18 protein-coding genes are annotated in these 17,479 nt (G+C 68.9%); 8 read left to right on the forward strand and 10 right to left on the reverse strand.

Annotated elements, in window-relative coordinates:
• Nucleotides 1-73: 73 nt before the first annotated feature.
• Complete coding sequence (sigJ, locus tag ACFTS5_RS17530) at nt 74-973, forward strand: RNA polymerase sigma factor SigJ (RefSeq protein WP_378631936.1); 900 nt, start codon at nt 74-76, stop codon at nt 971-973.
• Between the two features lie 97 nt (nt 974-1,070).
• On the opposite strand, the gene ACFTS5_RS17535 is transcribed toward sigJ, so the two are convergent.
• The gene (locus ACFTS5_RS17535) at nt 1,071-1,283 is read right to left on the reverse strand and encodes a hypothetical protein (RefSeq protein WP_056818652.1); all 213 of its coding nucleotides are present in this window, start codon (nt 1,281-1,283) and stop codon (nt 1,071-1,073) included.
• A gap of 173 nt (nt 1,284-1,456) precedes the next feature.
• Between ACFTS5_RS17535 and ACFTS5_RS17540 the strand changes: the two genes are divergently transcribed.
• The gene (locus ACFTS5_RS17540) at nt 1,457-2,635 is read left to right on the forward strand and encodes a pyridoxal phosphate-dependent aminotransferase (protein ID WP_378631938.1); all 1,179 of its coding nucleotides are present in this window, start codon (nt 1,457-1,459) and stop codon (nt 2,633-2,635) included.
• 31 nt (nt 2,636-2,666) lie between these two features.
• On the opposite strand, the gene ACFTS5_RS17545 is transcribed toward ACFTS5_RS17540, so the two are convergent.
• Both ACFTS5_RS17545 and ACFTS5_RS17550 read right to left on the reverse strand, forming a co-directional pair.
• Entirely contained in the window at nt 2,667-3,263 is a 597-nt protein-coding gene (locus ACFTS5_RS17545; RefSeq protein WP_378632458.1) for a trimeric intracellular cation channel family protein, read from the reverse strand.
• A 212-nt stretch (nt 3,264-3,475) separates the two neighbouring features.
• Complete coding sequence (locus ACFTS5_RS17550; RefSeq protein WP_378631941.1) at nt 3,476-4,120, reverse strand: LysE family translocator; 645 nt, start codon at nt 4,118-4,120, stop codon at nt 3,476-3,478.
• 346 nt (nt 4,121-4,466) lie between these two features.
• On the opposite strand from ACFTS5_RS17550, the gene ACFTS5_RS17555 reads away from it, so the two are divergent.
• From ACFTS5_RS17555 to ACFTS5_RS17565, 3 genes are all read left to right on the forward strand, one after another.
• Nucleotides 4,467-6,134 carry a DNA repair helicase XPB gene (locus tag ACFTS5_RS17555; RefSeq protein ID WP_101464529.1) on the forward strand — a complete coding sequence of 556 codons (1,668 nt, stop codon included), beginning with the start codon at nt 4,467-4,469 and terminating at the stop codon, nt 6,132-6,134.
• A gap of 99 nt (nt 6,135-6,233) precedes the next feature.
• The gene (locus ACFTS5_RS17560) at nt 6,234-6,899 is read left to right on the forward strand and encodes a DUF3239 domain-containing protein (protein ID WP_378631943.1); all 666 of its coding nucleotides are present in this window, start codon (nt 6,234-6,236) and stop codon (nt 6,897-6,899) included.
• A gap of 60 nt (nt 6,900-6,959) precedes the next feature.
• The gene (locus ACFTS5_RS17565; RefSeq protein ID WP_378631945.1) at nt 6,960-8,351 is read left to right on the forward strand and encodes a M1 family metallopeptidase; all 1,392 of its coding nucleotides are present in this window, start codon (nt 6,960-6,962) and stop codon (nt 8,349-8,351) included.
• On the opposite strand, the gene ACFTS5_RS17570 is transcribed toward ACFTS5_RS17565, so the two are convergent.
• The gene (locus ACFTS5_RS17570) at nt 8,348-9,196 is read right to left on the reverse strand and encodes a hypothetical protein (RefSeq protein ID WP_378631947.1); all 849 of its coding nucleotides are present in this window, start codon (nt 9,194-9,196) and stop codon (nt 8,348-8,350) included. The genes ACFTS5_RS17565 and ACFTS5_RS17570 overlap by 4 nt on opposite strands.
• A gap of 110 nt (nt 9,197-9,306) precedes the next feature.
• Between ACFTS5_RS17570 and ACFTS5_RS17575 the strand changes: the two genes are divergently transcribed.
• Complete coding sequence (locus tag ACFTS5_RS17575; RefSeq protein WP_378631949.1) at nt 9,307-9,807, forward strand: hypothetical protein; 501 nt, start codon at nt 9,307-9,309, stop codon at nt 9,805-9,807.
• On the opposite strand, the gene ACFTS5_RS17580 is transcribed toward ACFTS5_RS17575, so the two are convergent.
• Nucleotides 9,804-12,095 carry a helicase-associated domain-containing protein gene (locus ACFTS5_RS17580; protein WP_378631951.1) on the reverse strand — a complete coding sequence of 764 codons (2,292 nt, stop codon included), beginning with the start codon at nt 12,093-12,095 and terminating at the stop codon, nt 9,804-9,806. The two genes, ACFTS5_RS17575 and ACFTS5_RS17580, sit on opposite strands and share 4 nt — an antisense overlap.
• A gap of 39 nt (nt 12,096-12,134) precedes the next feature.
• Between ACFTS5_RS17580 and ACFTS5_RS17585 the strand changes: the two genes are divergently transcribed.
• A complete protein-coding gene (locus ACFTS5_RS17585; protein WP_056818634.1) occupies nt 12,135-12,326 on the forward strand; it encodes a hypothetical protein in 192 nt (63 codons plus the stop codon).
• A gap of 65 nt (nt 12,327-12,391) precedes the next feature.
• Here ACFTS5_RS17585 and ACFTS5_RS17590 read toward each other — a convergent pair whose 3' ends face one another.
• Nucleotides 12,392-13,000 carry a transglycosylase family protein gene (locus ACFTS5_RS17590; protein ID WP_378631954.1) on the reverse strand — a complete coding sequence of 203 codons (609 nt, stop codon included), beginning with the start codon at nt 12,998-13,000 and terminating at the stop codon, nt 12,392-12,394.
• Nucleotides 13,001-13,373: 373 nt separating this feature from the next.
• A complete protein-coding gene (locus tag ACFTS5_RS17595) occupies nt 13,374-13,610 on the reverse strand; it encodes a hypothetical protein (protein WP_378631956.1) in 237 nt (78 codons plus the stop codon).
• A 162-nt stretch (nt 13,611-13,772) separates the two neighbouring features.
• Here ACFTS5_RS17595 and ACFTS5_RS17600 point away from each other — a divergent pair, with 162 nt between their 5' ends.
• Entirely contained in the window at nt 13,773-14,198 is a 426-nt protein-coding gene (locus ACFTS5_RS17600; protein ID WP_358071059.1) for a cold-shock protein, read from the forward strand.
• Between the two features lie 57 nt (nt 14,199-14,255).
• Here ACFTS5_RS17600 and ACFTS5_RS17605 read toward each other — a convergent pair whose 3' ends face one another.
• The 3 genes from ACFTS5_RS17605 to ACFTS5_RS17615 all read right to left on the reverse strand — a co-directional run bounded on the left by ACFTS5_RS17605 (nt 14,256) and on the right by ACFTS5_RS17615 (nt 17,467).
• Nucleotides 14,256-14,786, reverse strand: coding sequence for a DUF2771 domain-containing protein (locus tag ACFTS5_RS17605; protein WP_378631959.1), 531 nt, complete (start codon nt 14,784-14,786; stop codon nt 14,256-14,258).
• A complete protein-coding gene (locus tag ACFTS5_RS17610; RefSeq protein ID WP_378631961.1) occupies nt 14,783-16,621 on the reverse strand; it encodes an MFS transporter in 1,839 nt (612 codons plus the stop codon). The genes ACFTS5_RS17605 and ACFTS5_RS17610 overlap by 4 nt, the downstream gene beginning before the upstream one ends.
• Before the next feature lie 69 nt (nt 16,622-16,690).
• Nucleotides 16,691-17,467: a glutaminyl-peptide cyclotransferase gene (locus ACFTS5_RS17615; protein ID WP_378631964.1), complete on the reverse strand. Its 777-nt coding sequence runs from the start codon at nt 17,465-17,467 to the stop codon at nt 16,691-16,693.
• Between the last annotated feature and the right edge of the window lie 12 nt (nt 17,468-17,479).

Below are 17,479 nucleotides of genomic sequence, written 5' to 3' on the forward strand. Positions count from 1 at the left end.
ATGACGTGTGCGAAATCACCGGTGCCGACCCGTGGGGCCGAGCGCGAGTGGGTACTCCGTAGGATCTGACCCGATGGTTTCCCCGTTTCTCGCCGACCTGTTCGAATCGCATCGAACGCACTTGCTTTCGGTCGCCTACCGGCTCACCGGAAGCGTCGGCGACGCCGAGGACGCGGTGCAGGAGAGCTGGCTGCGGATGGCGGGGGTGCACCAGTCCGAGATCGACGATCTGCGTGCCTGGCTGACGACCGTCGTCAGCCGAATCTGCCTCGACCACTTGCGAAGCGCCGCCGTGCGCCGCGAAACCTATGTGGGGCAGTGGCTTCCGGAACCGATCGTCTCGGCGGCCTCGTCTTCGCGCACACCCGATCCCCTGGACGTGGTGGTGCGCGATCAGGACAGCCGGATGGCGGCGATGGTGGTGCTCGACGCGTTGACGCCGCAGCAGCGGGTGGCGCTGGTGCTCCACGAGGGATTGGGTGTGCCCTTCGGCGAGATCGCCGAGGTCCTCGGCGTCTCCGCCGATGCCGCAAGACAATTGGCGGTCCGCGCGCGCCGGGCGGTGGCCAAGGCGCCGGAACCGGTCGCCGACGATGTGCACGATCGGGCGGTGCAGCGGTTCCTCGCCGCACTGGCCACCGGTGATGTGGCCGCGGTAGCCGCGACGCTGCATCCGGACACGACATTCACCGCCGACGCGGGCGGCACCACCAAGACCGCGCTGAATATTGTTGCCGGACAGGAGAAGGTCGCCCGATTGGCGCTCGGTCTCTGGCGCAAGCATCAGGAAGAACCCGGCCTGGAGTTGGGCGCGGCCACGGTGAACGGGCAATCAGGGCTGGTGCTCACCGATCCCAACTCCCCGTTCGGGCGACCGGTGCGGGTGCTCGCCTTCTCGGTTCGAGACGGAAAGATCTGGGCGGCTTACGATTTCGCCAACGTGACGAAACTGTCCGGCGCCCGCCTCCGCTGACCCCGCAGCACCGTCGAGGCGTGCGAGGTCAGCGGTTCACTTCACAGCGCTGAGCTGATCGGCGTAGCGATGCGGACCAGCGTGCATCGCGGACTTTCTACGGGTAAGTGGAGCCCCAGTTGTGATCGCCGGTCGACGACCCGAGGTTGAAGTCCCCCGTCGAGGAACCCATGTTGTTGTCCGGCGTCGCCGAACCGGTGAACCAGTCGACGATCGGACTGGCGACGTGATCGTGGATGAATCGCAGGGCCGAACCGGCTACCTCCGACGCAGCCGGTTGCAGGATGAAGTCGAGCAGAGGTGAGGCCATGTGAGCCCCTTTCGATATACCACCACGCAGTGGTGTGTGAGGTAGAACACGGCGAGGCTAGCTGAGGTTGGGGAAACGCACAATAGCGCAGGTCAAAGCAGGAAAACGTTTGTGAAACATGCGTGTTCGCTATCGCTGGGCAACGTCGGCGAATAGTGGGATACGCTGCGGAGATGCCGCCTGTGCCGCCCACCGTCGCCCGCCTGCGCCCCTTCGGATCGACCATCTTCGCCGAGATGACCGAACTGGCCGTCCGCCACGACGCGGTGAATCTGGGCCAGGGCTTTCCCGATACCGACGGACCCGCACGCATGCTCGAGGTGGCCCGCGCGGCCATCGCCGACGGGCTCAACCAGTACCCGCCCGGCCGCGGGATGCCGGTGCTGCGTCGAGCGATCGCCGATGACCGCGCCCGCCGCTACGGCACCGCCTACGACCCGGCCACCGAAATTCTGGTGACCGTCGGCGCGACCGAGGCGATCAGCGCCGCCGTACTCGGTCTGGTGGAGCCCGACCAGGAAGTGGTGCTGATCGAGCCGTATTACGACTCCTACGCCGCCGCGATCGCCCTCGCCGGGGCGCGGCGACGAACGGCTCGCCTGGTGCCCGACGGCGACCGGTTCGTGCTCGACCTGGACAGTTTGCGTGCCGCGATCACACCGAAAACCCGCATGCTGATGGTCAATTCGCCGCACAATCCCACCGGAGCCGTACTCGACCGCGCCGACCTCACCGCGATCGCCGAGCTGGCTGTCGAACACGATCTGCTCGTGCTGACCGACGAGGTGTACGAGCATCTCGTCTACGACGGCGCCGAGCACATCAGCATCTCCACGCTGCCCGGGATGCGTGAGCGCACCGTCGTGGTGTCCAGCGCGGCGAAGACGTTCAATGTCGCCGGGTGGAAGATCGGGTGGGCCTGTGCGCCCGCGCCGCTGCTCGACGGTGTGCTCGCGGCCAAGCAGTTCCTCACGTTCGTCGGCGGCGGGCCGTTCCAGCCTGCTGTCGCCCAGGCGATCGATGAGGAACTGGACTGGGTGCATGCCCAGCGGGACGGTCTGGCGGACAAGCGAACACGGCTCTCGGCGGCGTTGCGCGACACCGGTTTCACGGTCTCGGCCAGCGATGGCGGCTACTTCGTCTGCGCCGACATCCGGCCGCTCGGCGCGCAGGACGGGCTGACGTTCTGCCGTGAACTACCGGCGCGACTCGGCGTTGCCGCGGTACCGGTCAGCGTCTTCGCCGATCACCCCGCTGACTGGAAACACCTGGTGCGCTTCACCTTCAGCAAACGCGACGAAACGATCGACGAAGGGGTACGGCGGCTTCGGGCCGGAATGATGGTGCGCTGACAGCTGATCGGCGCTGGGTCGCCGGTGCCGGTCAGTCGCGGGCGTGGCGGGCCAGCGGCGCGTGCCACTGGTAATGGCGGGCGAGCAGGCGAAAACCCACAACGCCCGCGGCGGCGAGAAGTCCCGTCCAGGCCTGGTACAGGTCGAACGAGAGCAGTGCGGCGGTCGCGGCCGCGCCGAACAGGGCCGGGATCGCGTAGAGGTCCTGGTCCGGGCGCAGGACGGTGGGCACCTCGCCACTGAGCACATCGCGGATGACGCCGCCACCGATGGCGGTCGTCATGCCGAGCAGGGCGGCCGTGGGTGCGCCGAGCCCGGCCGAGTCGGCGATCACGGTCCCGGTGACGCAGAACAGTCCGAGCCCGATCGCGTCGGCGATTTCGAGCGGTCCCTTGGTGAGCCGGCGCGAAGGCGCGATGAAGTACAGGACCAGTGCGGTGACTATCGACGCGGACAGGTAGGTCAGGTCGGTGAACGCGGCCGGGGGAGTTCGCCCGATCAGCAGGTCACGCACGATGCCGCCGCCGAGCGCGGTCGCACACGCCAGCACCACCATCCCGAACAGATCGAGCCGCTTGCGCACCGCGACCAGCGCACCCGACGCGGCGAAGGAGATGACCCCCATCATCTCGCCGCCCCGATGCACCGCGTTCACGGCCGAGTCCAGCTCGCTGACCGAAGGCCCGGCCAACGCCGCCACCAGCACACCAACGCTCACTGCGCAATCCTTCCGCCTCGCTACTCCGAAGCAGCGTGACACGCAGGCGCGCGGCGACGGCGACCGGCCCACACGCTGGTGGCGATCCGATTCCGCGGGCGACCGCGACGGCGGCACGTTTCTCAGGCGGGGGTGGGGCGGGCCTTGTCGGTGGCGAGCAGGACGGCGATGGTGCCGAGAGCGGTGCCCATGAGGTAGCGCTGGGTGCGCAGCCACAGGGGGCGGGCGGTGAGGAAGGTGGCCAGGCCCGCGGCGCCGAGGACGATCATGGCGTTGACGGTGAGCGCGACCGTGATCTGGATGGCGCCCAGCGACAGGCTCTGCAACCAGAGGGCGCCGCGAGCGGGGTCGACGAACTGGGGGATCAACGCCATGTACATGATCGCGATCTTCGGATTGAGCAGGTTGGTGGCCAACCCCATCGTGAACAGGCGCCGCGCGGGGTCGTGCGGCAGGTCGGCGGGCGCGAACACCGACACCCCACCCGGCCGGATCGCCTGCCAGGCCAGCCACAGCAGATACGCCGCACCCGCCAGCTTCACCGTCAGATACAACCCGGGAACAACAGCGAACACCGCCGTGATCCCCGCCGCGGCCGCCATCAGGTACACACCGAAGCCCGCGGCGACCCCCATCAGCGAGATCATCCCCGCCCGGCGGCCCTGCGCGACGGTGCGCGAGACCAGATACATCATGTTCGGTCCCGGCGTCAGCACCATGCCGAGCGCCGCCGCCGCGACCCCGAGAACCGCCGTTGTCTGAAGCATGCACCGAGTTTGCCCCGGTCAGGAACGCCTTGTCGCGGTCCAGTCGACACCTGCTGGACCGGCCGACCATCGCTGTCGCTGTTTGTCCGCCCAGGTCATGTCGGTCCTGGTCCGTACAATCGACAAAAGCCACGTTTCCTCACCCGGGATCCGGGGTTCCCGCACGAGTGAAACGCCGCACCCGACGAGCCCACCTACGGACTCCCAACTCGCCCACCACGTTTTCGGCCGCCCCGGATCCGCGGGGGCGAGACGTAACGGCGAAGCCGGAGTATCGCCCCTCGGATCCTGGGTTACGAGGCCGAAAACCCGCGGCGCCCGCCGCCGACAATCACAGGAGCAACGTGTGACCGACGGTCCGCTGATCGTGCAAAGTGACAAGACTCTGCTGCTCGAGGTCGACCACGAGCTGGCAGGTAACGCCCGGCAGGCCATTGCCCCGTTCGCGGAGCTGGAACGCGCCCCCGAGCATGTGCACACCTATCGGATCACGCCGCTGGCGCTCTGGAATGCCCGCGCGGCGGGCCACGATGCCGAGCAGGTCGTCGACGCGCTGGTGAACTTCTCGCGGTACGCCGTACCGCAGCCGCTGCTGGTCGACATCGTCGACACGATGGGCCGCTACGGCCGGTTGCAGCTGGTCAAACATCCCGCGCACGGGTTGTGCCTGGTGAGCCTGGATCGCGCGGTCCTCGCGGAAGTGCTGCGGCACAAGAAGATCGCGCCCATGCTCGGCGCCCGCATCGACGACGACACCGTGATCGTGCATCCGTCCGAGCGCGGCCACATCAAGCAGATGCTGTTGAAGATCGGCTGGCCCGCGGAGGACCTGGCCGGTTATGTCGACGGCGAGGCGCACGACATCGGCCTCGACTACACCGAGGGCAAGTGGCACCTGCGCGACTACCAGGAGATGGCCGCCGATTCGTTCTGGGCGGGCGGTTCCGGTGTGGTCGTGCTGCCGTGTGGCGCGGGCAAGACGATGGTCGGCGCGGCCGCGATGGCCAAGGCCAAGGCGACGACGTTGATCCTGGTCACCAATACCGTGGCGGGCAGGCAGTGGCGGCGCGAGCTGCTGGCGCGGACCACCCTCACCGAGGAGGAGATCGGTGAGTACTCCGGCGAGCGCAAGGAGATCCGCCCGGTCACCATCGCCACCTATCAGGTCATCACGCGCAAGTCGAAGGGCGAGTACAAGCACCTCGAGCTGTTCGACAGCCGCGACTGGGGCCTGGTGATCTACGACGAGGTGCACCTGCTGCCCGCGCCGGTCTTCCGGATGACCGCCGACCTCCAGTCGCGCCGCAGGCTCGGTCTCACCGCCACGCTCGTGCGTGAGGACGGTCGCGAGGGCGATGTGTTCTCGCTGATCGGCCCGAAGCGCTACGACGCGCCGTGGAAGGACATCGAGGCGCAGGGCTGGATCGCGCCTGCCGACTGCGTCGAGGTGCGGGTGACGCTCACCGACGCGGAGCGGATGGCCTACGCCACCGCCGAGCCGGAGGAACGCTACAAGCTGTGTTCCACCGCGCGCACCAAGATCCCGGTGGTCGAGTCCATCCTGGCCCGGCACCCGGGTGCGCCGACCCTGGTGATCGGCGCCTACCTGGATCAGCTCGACGAGCTCGGTGTCGACCTGAACGCCCCGGTCATCACCGGCGCCACCAAGAACCGGGAACGTGAGGCGCTGTTCGACGCCTTCCGCTCCGGTGAGATCCCCGTGCTGGTGGTGAGCAAGGTCGCCAACTTCTCCATCGATCTGCCGGAAGCCTCGGTGGCGGTGCAGGTTTCGGGAACCTTCGGTTCCCGGCAGGAAGAGGCCCAGCGCCTCGGCCGGCTGTTGCGGCCGAAACAGGATGGGGGACAGGCGCATTTCTATTCGGTGGTCGCGCGCGACACGCTCGACGCCGAATACGCCGCGCACCGGCAGCGCTTCCTGGCCGAGCAGGGCTATGCCTACCGCATCGTCGATGCCGACGACCTGCTCGGTCCGCCGATCGGGGACGGCGTGTAGCACTGTTCGCCAGGTCAAAGGGGGGTAGCGTGCGGTGTGTGAACCCCTCGGCAGATAAGTGGAGGCAATTCCTCCGCAACTTGTGCTAGGAAGGAAGGCGTGCGCCGCTTCGAATTCGTGGTCGACCGTGAACACGCTCATGCGGTGAACGAGACGTTCACCGGATTACGCAGGTTGCGCCTGGTGGCCCTGCTGGTCGCCGGTCTCGCCATCGCGGCCACGGCGGCGCTGGTGTGGAGCGGGCAGGCGTGGGGATTTCTGCTCGCGGTGGTGTGCGTGCTCATCGCGGGCATCGCGCTGTGGGTGGCGTTGTGGACGCCGCATCGCTCCAGCATCGAAAAGCTCTACCACGACGGGGTGCTCGTCCCCGCCGTCGTCAGCGATGCCGAGCCGGGCGCGATCGTCTTGCTCGCCCTGGTCGATATCGCCGAACCCGCTGCGCCGGAGCGCAGTTGGGCTCTGATCACCCGCAAGGTGCGCACGCTGCCCGGACACACGCCGCAGCGCGGTGAGCGGGTGCCCGCCGTCGCGGTGCGCACCGACCGTGCTCCGCGTCAGGTCGGCGAACGCTGGCAGCTGGTCACCGCCATGCCGATCGCCTGGGGCACGCGCGACGACGCGGTGATCGAGCGCGCGTGCGACGCCATCAACGAGGTCGAATGGCGGCTGCTCGCGCAGAACCTGGCACTGGCATCGCGGGTGAAACGCACCGCGACCAAGCGCCTGCTGCTCGACCCACAGCACCTGCCCTCCGACCTGGGCTAGGGGCGCACCTGCGACGATGGTTCGGTTCGTGCGATCCGGTCGACGAAAGGTGTCCTCGACATGCGCTGGTCGGCCGGGTTGTGCGTGGTGTTCGCGCTGGTGGCGCTGGGAGTTCCTCCGGTAGCGGCGGATTCGGCCTTGATCGGGGCTCCGGGGCTGGGTGATCCCTACTATCCGCTGGACGGGAACGGCGGCTACGACGTCACCCACTACGACGTGTCGATCGACTACGAACCCGGTGCTCACCACCTGCGCGGCACGGCCCGCATCGACGGCCGCGTCACCCAGCCGCTGGCACAGTTCAACCTCGACTACAGCGGACCCGAGGTGCTGATGGTGACCGTCAACGGTCAGCCCGCGGGGTTCGCCCACGACGGTGAGCACGAGCTCGTGGTCACGCCACTGCTACCGCTGCCGCCGGGGCTGCCGATGCGGGTCATCGTCGACTACGCCGGCGCGGCAGCCGACACCGAGGGCGAAGGCTGGACGCACGCGCCCAACGGTGGTGCGTTCGCCGTCGGTGAGCCGCACAGCGCGAGCACCTGGTACCCGCTCAACGACACCCCCTTGGACAAGGCGACTTTCACGCTGCACGCCACGGTGCCCGCCGACTGGGAGATCATGTCGATCGGCGACCGCACCGAGCACGTGGTGCGCGACGGCCGGTTGCACACCACGTGGGAGACCCGACAGCCCACGATCGGCTATCTGACCACGGTCGCGGTGGACCACTTCACCTTCCTCGAACAGCGGCGCGCGAACGGCACCGCGGTGCTGAGCGCGTTCGCGCCGGAATCCGGCGACAATCGCGAAGACGAGCAGCGGCTGCCCGAGATCCTCGACTTCCTCGAAAGTCTGTACGGTCCTTACCCGTTCGATGTGGCCGGTGGGATCTATGTGGATACCGAGCTGCCGTTCTCGCTGGAGACCCAGACCCGGCCGACCTACGCGCCGTGGACCGATCTGAACACCGTGGTGCACGAGCTGGCCCATCAATGGTGGGGCGACACCATGTCGGTGCGGCAATGGTCCGACATCTGTCTCAACGAATGCTTCGCCAGCTATACCGCCGATTACCTGTGGCCGGAGCGGATCGACCAGGCCGACGTGGACACCGAGTATCGCGAGACCATCGCGAAATACCTGGACGATCCCAGGTTCTGGAAGATCGCGCTGGCCGCGCCGGGCGCGGGCGACGAGTTCACGTCCGTCTACTATCGCGGGCCGCTGTTCCTGCACGCCCTTCGCAAGTTGCTCGGTGAGGACGTGTTCTTCGCCGCGGTCAAGGATTTCGTGAACGCGCATCGCGACGGTCACGCCTCGATGCCGGAGTTCCGGGAATTCCTGCAGAGCAGGACCTCGATGCCGCTGGGCGAGTTCCTGGCCGAATGGCTGGACGGGACGAGACCACCGCGCGACGCGTTCCTCTACCCGGGCACCCTGCATCCCTAGTCGTCGGTGAGCCGAGCGCGGGCGCGCTCGACCCAGCGCTGCATGCGATCGAATTGACTGCGCGCAGCCGTGAATTCGCCGCGCGCTCGATGTTCGGCGGTGTGGGCGAAGTGGCGTTGCTGCTCCGCGTGCTCGAGTTCGGCGCGGAGGTCGGCGATGCGGGTTTCGACCTCGTCGAGGTCGGACTTCGCCCGCGCGGCAGCGGCTTCGGCCTCATCGCGATCGGTGCGGGCGGCTGCCAGACCGGATTCGGCGTCGTCGAGTTCCTGCTGGGCCTGCGCGCGACGCTCGGCTTCGGTGTCCTTCGGTGCGGTGCGGGGTGTGCTCGCGCGCTTGGGGGTGGCCTTGCCACCGGTGATCGCGACCAGACCGGCCGGGCCGAAGCCGTCGTAGGTGACCGTGGTGGGCAGCACTCCGGCGCGAACCAGATCGGCGACATCGGGGTCGGCCAGCGCCGCGGTGAGAGTTTGACCGACCTCGCGCAGCACCTGCTCACTCGCCGGGCGATCGTGCTCGGCGGCCAGTTCGGCGGCGCGCTTGGTCATCGCGTTCACGACCTGTTGACGCTGGGTGCCCAGCGCGCGCAGCTTGTCGCCGGAGAGCTGACGCTGGGCCGACCGCAGGGCGTCGCCCAGATCGAGCAGGGCGGCGATCTCCTGCGGTGCGTGCCGGGCCAGCAGGTTGACCGTCCAGGCCGCGACCGTGGGTTTGCGCAGGGCGGTGATGGCCTTGGCCAGGTCGCGGTCACCGTCGGCGCGGGCCTGGGCGGCGCGTTCGGCGCGGGTCGACACGAAGTCGCCGGGGTCGAGGGTGTACAGCTCGCCTGCGACGTCGTCGAGGGTCATCTTTGTGATGGTAGACAGGTTGCGCTAGGGGGGAGCGCGGGCGCGGGGCACTTGGGTATCGTCACCGGCGGTTGTGTTCACCCTGAACCGTTCGGTGAGTGAGGTTTTCAGTGATTTTCCCGGAGAAGCGGCTGTTGGCGCGGATCGTGCTCGGGCCGGTGGCCGCGATGGCCCTGGTCGGAGCGGTGGTTTCGTGCTCCTCCGATGATTCGTCGTCGGCCGGTGCTGTCGCGGTGGGGTCGTGCGTGGAGGTCAGTGACAACGCTGCCGACGCGATGAAGGCGACGGTCGGTGACTGCTCGTCGGCGAAGTCGAACTACCGGATCGTGAAGGTCGGGGCGGACTGCGCCGCCGACAACGCCGCGTTCAACGGCACGGTCGGGGACGCGAAGAGCACGCTGTGCTTGGCGCCGAATTTCGCCGAGGGCAGCTGCTACGCGGAGGCGGGGAAGCGGCCCGCGGAGTCGGTCGACTGTACGGCGGCCGAGGCTTCGTTCAAGGTGGTCAAGCGGATCGACGGGCAGACCGACGAACTGCTGTGTGGCGCGGACGCCACGCAGTTCCGGACGGTTCCCGACCCGAAGACGACCTTCTGCATGGCCAAGCCCTAATCGAGCAGGGCCACCGACGCGATGCGGTGGAGGGTGAAATGGCGGGTTGCCCCGCTCACCGGGTCCACCGCGTCCAGTTGGCCGTTGCCGACCCGCAGCGGCTCGACCACCCGCTGGGTGGCCACGCCCTGGGCGTCCACGTAGCCGATGTTCACCGGGCGGCCGACTCTCGCCGCCAGCTGGAGCAGCGCGAGGGTGGCCGCGGTGCCGGTGCGGGTGCCGTCGGTGCGCACCGAGCGACCGGTGCGGGCACCCGCGGCGCGTTCGCCCGCGCGGAGTTCGGTGACCAGCTGGGCGAGCTGGTCGTCGTTCGGCGGGGTGGGGCGGTAGGGCCTGCGGGCCAGCGGGCGGACCGAAATCCGCGCGCCGCGAGGACGCAGGTCGACGATGGCGCCGCCGGAATCCTCGCCCGCGGGGGCGAAGCCCGCTTTGCGGAGCTGGTCGAGCATTTCGGCCAGGGGCGCCAGCGCAATCGCCACGGTGGGGGCGATTGCGCGCAGCGCCAGGGTTTCGGCCACGGGAGCGGCGAGGACCTGGGCCAGCAGCGCCGGGTCGTCGCTGCGCAGGAACGACTGGGCCATGCCGACCCGGAGCTGGCCGTGGCGGCGGGCCACGTCGTCGATGAGGTAGGTCAGCGACTGTGGCACGGGGGTGCGGGAGTGGGTGGCGAACAACGCGTGCAGTTCGGCGGCGGTGAGGCCGGCGTCGAGCGCGCGGCGGACCGTGGCGTCGCTGACCCGGTACACCGTTGCCGCGCCCGCTGATTCGACATCGGCGACCAGGCCGATCTTGGCGCGCAGTTCCGGTACCAGCGGGCCGGGGGCGATCACCGTGAGATCGGCTTGGACCAGGACGTGGTCGACCGGTTTCGGCAGCGCCGCGGCCATTTCCGATTCGGCGTCGGCGACAGAACCGTGCAGCAGGGCCCGGCCCGCCGAGTCGAGGGCACCACGGCCGAGCAGGCCGACGACCGCCGCCTCGGCGAGGGTCGCGGTGACGGCATCGAGGCGGAAGTGCCTGCGCCGGCGCGGCATTCGCCAAGCCAGCAGTTTGCCGATATCGGCGGGAGTCACCGCGGTGCCGGTCGGATACTCGGCGAGCAGGCCGAGGATCGCCGCACGATCGCGCACCGCGTGGGGCACGCGCAGCTCCGCCGACAGGGCCGCGATCGGCTTGTCCGCGGCATCGCGCAGGCCGATCATCCACGGCATCCGATCCAGCTCCAGCCACGCCTGCGCGAGTGTCACCCAGCGGGTCGCGGGCGGGGCGTCGAGCCAGGAATCCGCGGCGGGCGTCGGGGCCCAGAAGTCGTCGGTGGAGTCGAGGTCGGGGGTCGGTTCTGGCAGGCCCTTCTCGACGAGTTTCGCGGCGGCCAGCAATTCGAGCAGCAGGCCGGTGCGTTGCTCGTCGATGCCGGTCTGCTTGGCCAGCCTGCGCAGTTCGCGCACGCCGAGTCCGCCCGCGCGCAGGGCGGGGGCGGGCAGCGCGCCGAGCGCGTCGATCAGGTCGCCCGCGTCGCGCAGCAGTTCGCCGACCTCACCCGCGCCGACGGCGTTCACCTCGGTGGCGGCGTTCTTGCCGAGGGCGGGTTTGGGTGGGGCGAGCGCGTGCGGGTCGGTGACGGGTTCGCCGCGCAGGATCTGGCCCACGGTGACGGGCAACTCCACGGTCTCGTCGTCGATCCGGTGCAGCAGCCGGGCGGCGAGCAGGCGCGGCACGGGCCGGTCGGGATCGGTGCCGGGGGCGGCGTCCCTGGTACGGCCTCGGGGCCCGGTGGTGGCGAGTTTGTCCAGCAGCGCGCGTTCGGGCGGGCTCACCCTGGCCAGCGCGGCCGATACCTCGGGCTCGGTGAGCGCGTCGGGGAGCGCTGTCGTCGCGCCAAGCGGCCAGGGCAGGGCTTCGGCGGCGCTGGGTGTCAGGTCGAGGTGGTCGCCGACCTGCCACACGAGGGCGCGGTCGAGCAGGCGGGTCAGCGCGGTGGTGAACGCGGTCTTGGTGACGCGATCCTTGAGCTGCGCGTGCAGGGTGGTGCGAGTCAGCGGCGTGAGTTCGGCGCCGATCGTGCGGGCGTCCTCATTGGCCGTCAGCGCCTCGATGATCGCGAACTCGAGGGTGTCCAGATCGTCGGCGGCACGCAACACCGATGCGCGCTGCTGAGCGCGCACGGCGAGCACCGACATCGACGCGGGCAGCGGTACCGCCAGGTCCGGCCGCAACTGCAGCAATTTCACCAGCTGGGCATCGGTGCGCGCACCGAGCCAATCGGCGAGAGAGTCTGTCGCGATCACCGATCGAGCCTACGTGGTTGGGTATGCCAGAATGAGCCGGTGGTGAACAAATCGAAGAAACCCTACGTCGACAACGGCTGGCCCGAGGTGGCCGACGGCGAGCACGCCGTGACCGAACTGTCGTCGACCCGCGCCGGTAATCTCTCGCCTTTCGGTGAGGACACCGAGTTTCCCGTCCCGGCCGCGACGCTGCCGTACGTACACCCTCAGACCACCATCAACCGGGTGTAATTCGGACGAGAAAAACAAGAGCCCGCATCCTCGAGGATGCGGGCTCTTGTTGTGTATGCGGGCGATCAGGAGGGCAGCAGACCCTTGTTCGCCTGGAAGAAGTCGATCACGGCCGGGTCCAGCTGAGAACCCTTGGCGGAGTTGACGAAGTCGAGAGCCTGCTGCGGCACGGCGATGCCCTGCTGCTGCACGACGGTGAGTGCGCGGTCGACGGCCGAGAACACTTCCTGGCTCGGATCCTGGACCTGCGGCACGTTGACCTGCGGAGCCCAGCTCGGCGCCGAGGGAGCGACACGCTCGGACGGTCCGCTGCTCAGACCCAGCTGCGAGGAGCAGGACGGCCAAGCGCCCCAGCCCTGGGAAGCGAGAACCTTTTCGGCGACCACGATCTGCTGTTCGCGGGTGGCCTGGTTGGCGGAGGCGGCGTACTCGCCACCGCCGTGTGCGGTCCAGGTGGAGGGCGAGAACTGCAGCCCACCCTGAAAACCGTTGCCGGTGTTGATGCCCCAGTTGCCGCCGGCTTCACACTGTGCGAGGCGATCCCAGTCGGAGTCAGGGGCCGCGCTGGCGTTTCCTGCGAGGGCAGCGGCTGCGGTGCCGAAGATCGCGCCGGTGACGGCGACCTTGGCAGCAGTGCGCCCGGTGGAAGTCGGCTTGCGGTGGCGTCCACTCATATCGGGTTTCTTCCTCTCGTTCGCACCTGCATGTGGCCCGGACTGAGAGGTCTCCCGGTCCGCCCTCATCCCTTGTTTCCAATCGGGGTCCGGTACCCGCGGGGTGAGGTTCGGTGCGGCGGGCCGGTGGTTCCGGGGGTTACCCCGGCTGAGAGAAACGGTACGACGGTCAGCGGCGAATGTCACTATTTGGTAACCGGCGGGTCCCGGTGGGTCTCGGGGTCGTCTCAGGGTGATCCCTGATGTGTCCGCGCAGGTAGTCGCGGTGCCGAATGTGCGCGACAGCTGTGCGCTCACTTCGTGACCGCGCCGTTATGTGACGAAGGTCACATGTTTGGCTGGATGATATTCGGTGGGGTATTCGGTTGACGCGTCAACGCGCGCGTCGGCCCGACCACAACGCGAAAACCAGCGCGAGCAGGAAGCCGACGGGTGCGAGCATCGCCAGGCTGTAGAGCCACAGCCCCGGATCGCTGTCGGACACGATCGGCGTCACGAAGATCGCGACCACCGCCAGAATTCCGATACCGAACAGGACGAGGGCCACGTGCAGCAGGCGATCGCCGGAGCGTCGCGGACCGGGCGAGGCCGGATCTGGTGAGTTCGTCACCGATGAACCGTAAAACTGATGTGCTCGCGATATAGCCACCGGGGTAGACTCGCAGCACATCGCGTCCCGCCTTGTTGGGGGGCGCGTTCTTTTCGCGACAAGCAAGATTGTGTAACCCGGGCCACAAGGGTTCGGGTGCCGAATGATGAACGGGTGAGCGCAGTGCCGACCGGCCGGGTGAAGTGGTACGACGTCGAGAAGGGCTTCGGCTTCCTGTCTCAAGACGAGGGCGAGGACGTCTATGTCCGCTCGTCCGCGCTGCCCGAGGGCGTCGAGGGACTCAAGCCCGGACAGCGTGTCGAATTCGGCATGGCCGCCGGTCGCCGTGGGCCGCAGGCGCTCAGCGTGACGGTGCTCGAGGCGCCGCCGACCGTCGCCCGCGATCGTGACCGTGGGCAGGCGCCCGCGCGCAAGGACGCCGGGCCGCGCAAGTCGCCCGACGAACTGCACGGCCTGGTCGAGGACATGATCACGCTGCTGGAGAGCACTGTGCAGCCGGATCTGCGGCGGGGTAAGTACCCGGATCGCAAGATGTCCCAGCGTATTTCCGAGGTCGTGCGGGCCGTGGCTCGCGAACTCGATCACTGAGGTTTTCGCGCAACCGGCCCCGAACGAATGTCGTTCGGGGCCGGTCGCGTTTCTGGCTCAGGACTCGCGAGGTTCGGGCTCGGGCGTGACGATCGACCAGGCGGCGTGCGGGATGTAGCTTTCCTGCCCGGTGGCGATGTCACGGGCCAAAATCGGCAGCTGCACCTCGATGCCGATCAGGCGCAGGTCCGGTTCCGGCTTCGACTCGATGGTGAGAGCCCTGGCGCGGTCCGGGTAGTCGGCGAAGCTGAGCACCCGGTCCAGCTGCTCGCCGCTGGGGCGCTGGTAGATCAGCTGGATGAGCCAGGGAGATTCGGCGACCGCGTCGGGCAGCGAGAGCTGTACGGGGTCACCGGCGGGGACCTCCAGCGGCGTGGTCTCGCCGTACCGGCAATTCTCCATCCGCACCGTGCAGTACATGAACGGGTCGACCGTGATGGTCGTGCCGTGCGCGTACGCGGTGAGCTGCGGGGTGTGCGCGGGCGCCTTCGATACCGCCACCCCCACCCACACCGCGGTCACCGCGATGACCGCGAACAGTCCGGCCGCGACCAGCGCGACGATCGTTCGAGCGTTGAGCTTGCTCACCAGGTGGGGTCTCCTGTCCCTCTCGGATGGGTGTTGGGCACTTCCTGCTCGACGTGCTGGGGGCGATTGCCGCCAAGGCCCGGCAGCAGCGAGTGCCCGGTATAGCTGACGAACGTCTGGAGCAGTCCGGCCAGCAGGATCACGCTGATCAAGGCGAAACCCTTCCAGTATTCGATCGGCATCAGCACACCGGCCGCCCCGCCGACGACCCAGCTCAGTTGCAGCACGGTCTCCGAGCGGCCGAACCCGGACGCGATCGATTCCGGTGGGAGGTCGTCCTGGATGGCGGCATCGAGGGAGACCTTCGCGAGCGCGCTGGCCGCGGAGGCCACCAGTGCGGCTACGGCGGCGCCGAACAGATTCCCGGTGAACGCTGCGAACAGCGCGACCACCGCGCACGCGCCGGTGCAGCCGAGGACCACCGGCGACGGCCTGCCCAATTGCAGCCGGGCGCCGGTCGCGTTGCCGCCGAAGTTGCCGATGGCCGCCGCGGCGCCGACCAGACCGAGCATCGCCGCCTGTTCGCTGGGACTGCCGCCCGAACCCTTGGCGACGAAGGCGATGTAGAAGGTGAGGAAGCCGGTGAGCACGCGAATCGAACTGTTGCCCCACAGGCCGGTCACTACGGCTCGGCCCAGCGGCTGACGCCGTTTGCGCGGCGGCACCGCGGACTGCTCGCCGCGGTGGATGACCTCGGTGTGCGCGTCGGGGCCGTGGTAGGTCAGCGTCGCGGGGACCTCTCCCTCGGTCACCTCGACCCAGCGCGGAATCCGCAAGCTGAGGAACACCCCCGCGACGGCGATGCCGGTGGCGAAGATCAACGCGCCGGTGGAACCCGCGATCAGGGCGGTGAGCGCGGCCAGGGCGCCCGCGCCGATGGTGCCGCCGACCAGACCGAACACGGTCAGCCGGGAATTGGTGCGCACCAGGTCGATATCCGGTGGGAGCACGCGTGGCGTCACCGCGCTCTTGAGCACGGCGAAGGATTTCGAACCGACCATCATGCACAGCGCCAGCGGATACAGGCCCCAGGTGTCGATGTTGAAGATCAACAGCAGCGCGAAGCCCGCGCGCAGGCCGAAGGTCGTCGCCAGCGCGAGCCTGCGACCGCGTTGCAGCCGGTCGAGCAGCGGGCCGATCAGCGGCGCGATCAGCGCGAACGGCGCGATGGTGATCAGCAGGTACAGAGCGACCTTGGTTTTGGATTCGGCGGTGGCGCTGGCGAAGAACAGGGTGTTGGCCAGGGCCACCGCGATCGCGGCGTCGAGCGCGAAGTTCGCCATGGTGGCGTAGGTGAGCGCGGTCAGGCCGGACTGGTCGGCGCCGTCGGCCTTGGCGGCGCGCTGGAAGGTGGCGATGCCGCGTTCGGTGAGTTCGCGGCTGCGCATGGCGGCTACGCGGGTGACGGTGAGTTTCCGGGGGACGCGCTGGTCGACCTGGTCGTCGACGCCTTCGTCGCGAGGAAAGGGACGGGTCCCCGCCGGGCCGGAGTCGTCCCCGGGGTGGTCGGCGCGCCATTGCTCGGCGCGTGGTGCGGCCGGTCGGCCCCGGTCGTCGAAGGGTGGCCGGCGCTGCGGATAGTCGTCCGGTGTGCGCCCGGCGGGTGCCGCGTTCGGCACGGGCGTGGTCGGGGCAGCCGGGTCGACGGGGCGGTGGCGCCGGAACAGGCTTTTCGACCGGACCGTCGGCGGCTCGGCGGGCAGCGGCCGTTCGGGCCGGGGGAAGACCTTGCGCGGTGCGCGCGGCGGGTACTGCCCGTAGCCGGGGTGTGGGTCGGCGGCAGTACCGTCCCGGCGACCACGGTCAGGACCGGATGGATCGCGGGGCGTAGTCACAAGTCCAATTCTGTCGCACTCGGGCGGCGCGTGTTCACTCGCGCCGCGGCAATGTCGGCCACATCGGGGTTATTTCCCGACGAAACGCACTTCGAACATGCGCGGCCAGTACTTGCCGGTCAGCAGGAACCGATCGGTGCCGGGCAGGTGAGCGATGCCGTTGAGCACATCGGTGCCCGCCCGTTCGGCGGGGGTGAGCAGTCCGCCCGCCTCGATGACGGCGAGAATCCGGCCGGTCTCGGGATCGATGCGCAGAATCTCGTCCGTCGGGTAGTTGTTCGCGTAGACCGTGCCGTCGTCCGCGCAGTCCAATTCGTTCGGCTTCGGATCGCGGTAGCCCGACAGCGTCACCGAACCGGTCTGCGCGAAGGTCACCGGGTCGCGGAAGGTGAGCGTGCCGGTGCCGTCGCTCATCACCAGCCGCTGTGGCTGTGCGCACAATCCCCAGCCCTCACCCTGATAGTCGGCGCGACCGGTCTCGGCCAGGGTGACCGGGTCGCGGGCGATGGCGAAACCGTCCTGCCAGGTCAGCTGCCACACGATCGCGCCCGCCCTGGTGATGCCCTCGCCGAACACGCGACCGGGCAGCTCGACGCGCGCTGTTTCGGCGCCCGTGCGCTGGTCGGCGGCCCGCGCGGACGACACGCCCCACATTCCGGTGCTCTCGTAGCGGACGCCGTCGACCACTTCCAGGCCCTGGGTGAAGGCCTGCGGATCGTGCGGTGACGAGCCGATCACCTCGACTCGCAACCGCGTCGGTCCGGGCTCCTCGGGACCGCTACAGGCCCCCGCGCCGAGCACACTGACCAGCACTGCGACGGCCAACGAACTGCGATTGCACTTCATACGGCAAAATGT

The sequence above is a fragment of the Nocardia sp. NPDC056952 genome, from assembly GCF_042674185.1.
Lineage (GTDB): Bacteria > Actinomycetota > Actinomycetes > Mycobacteriales > Mycobacteriaceae > Nocardia.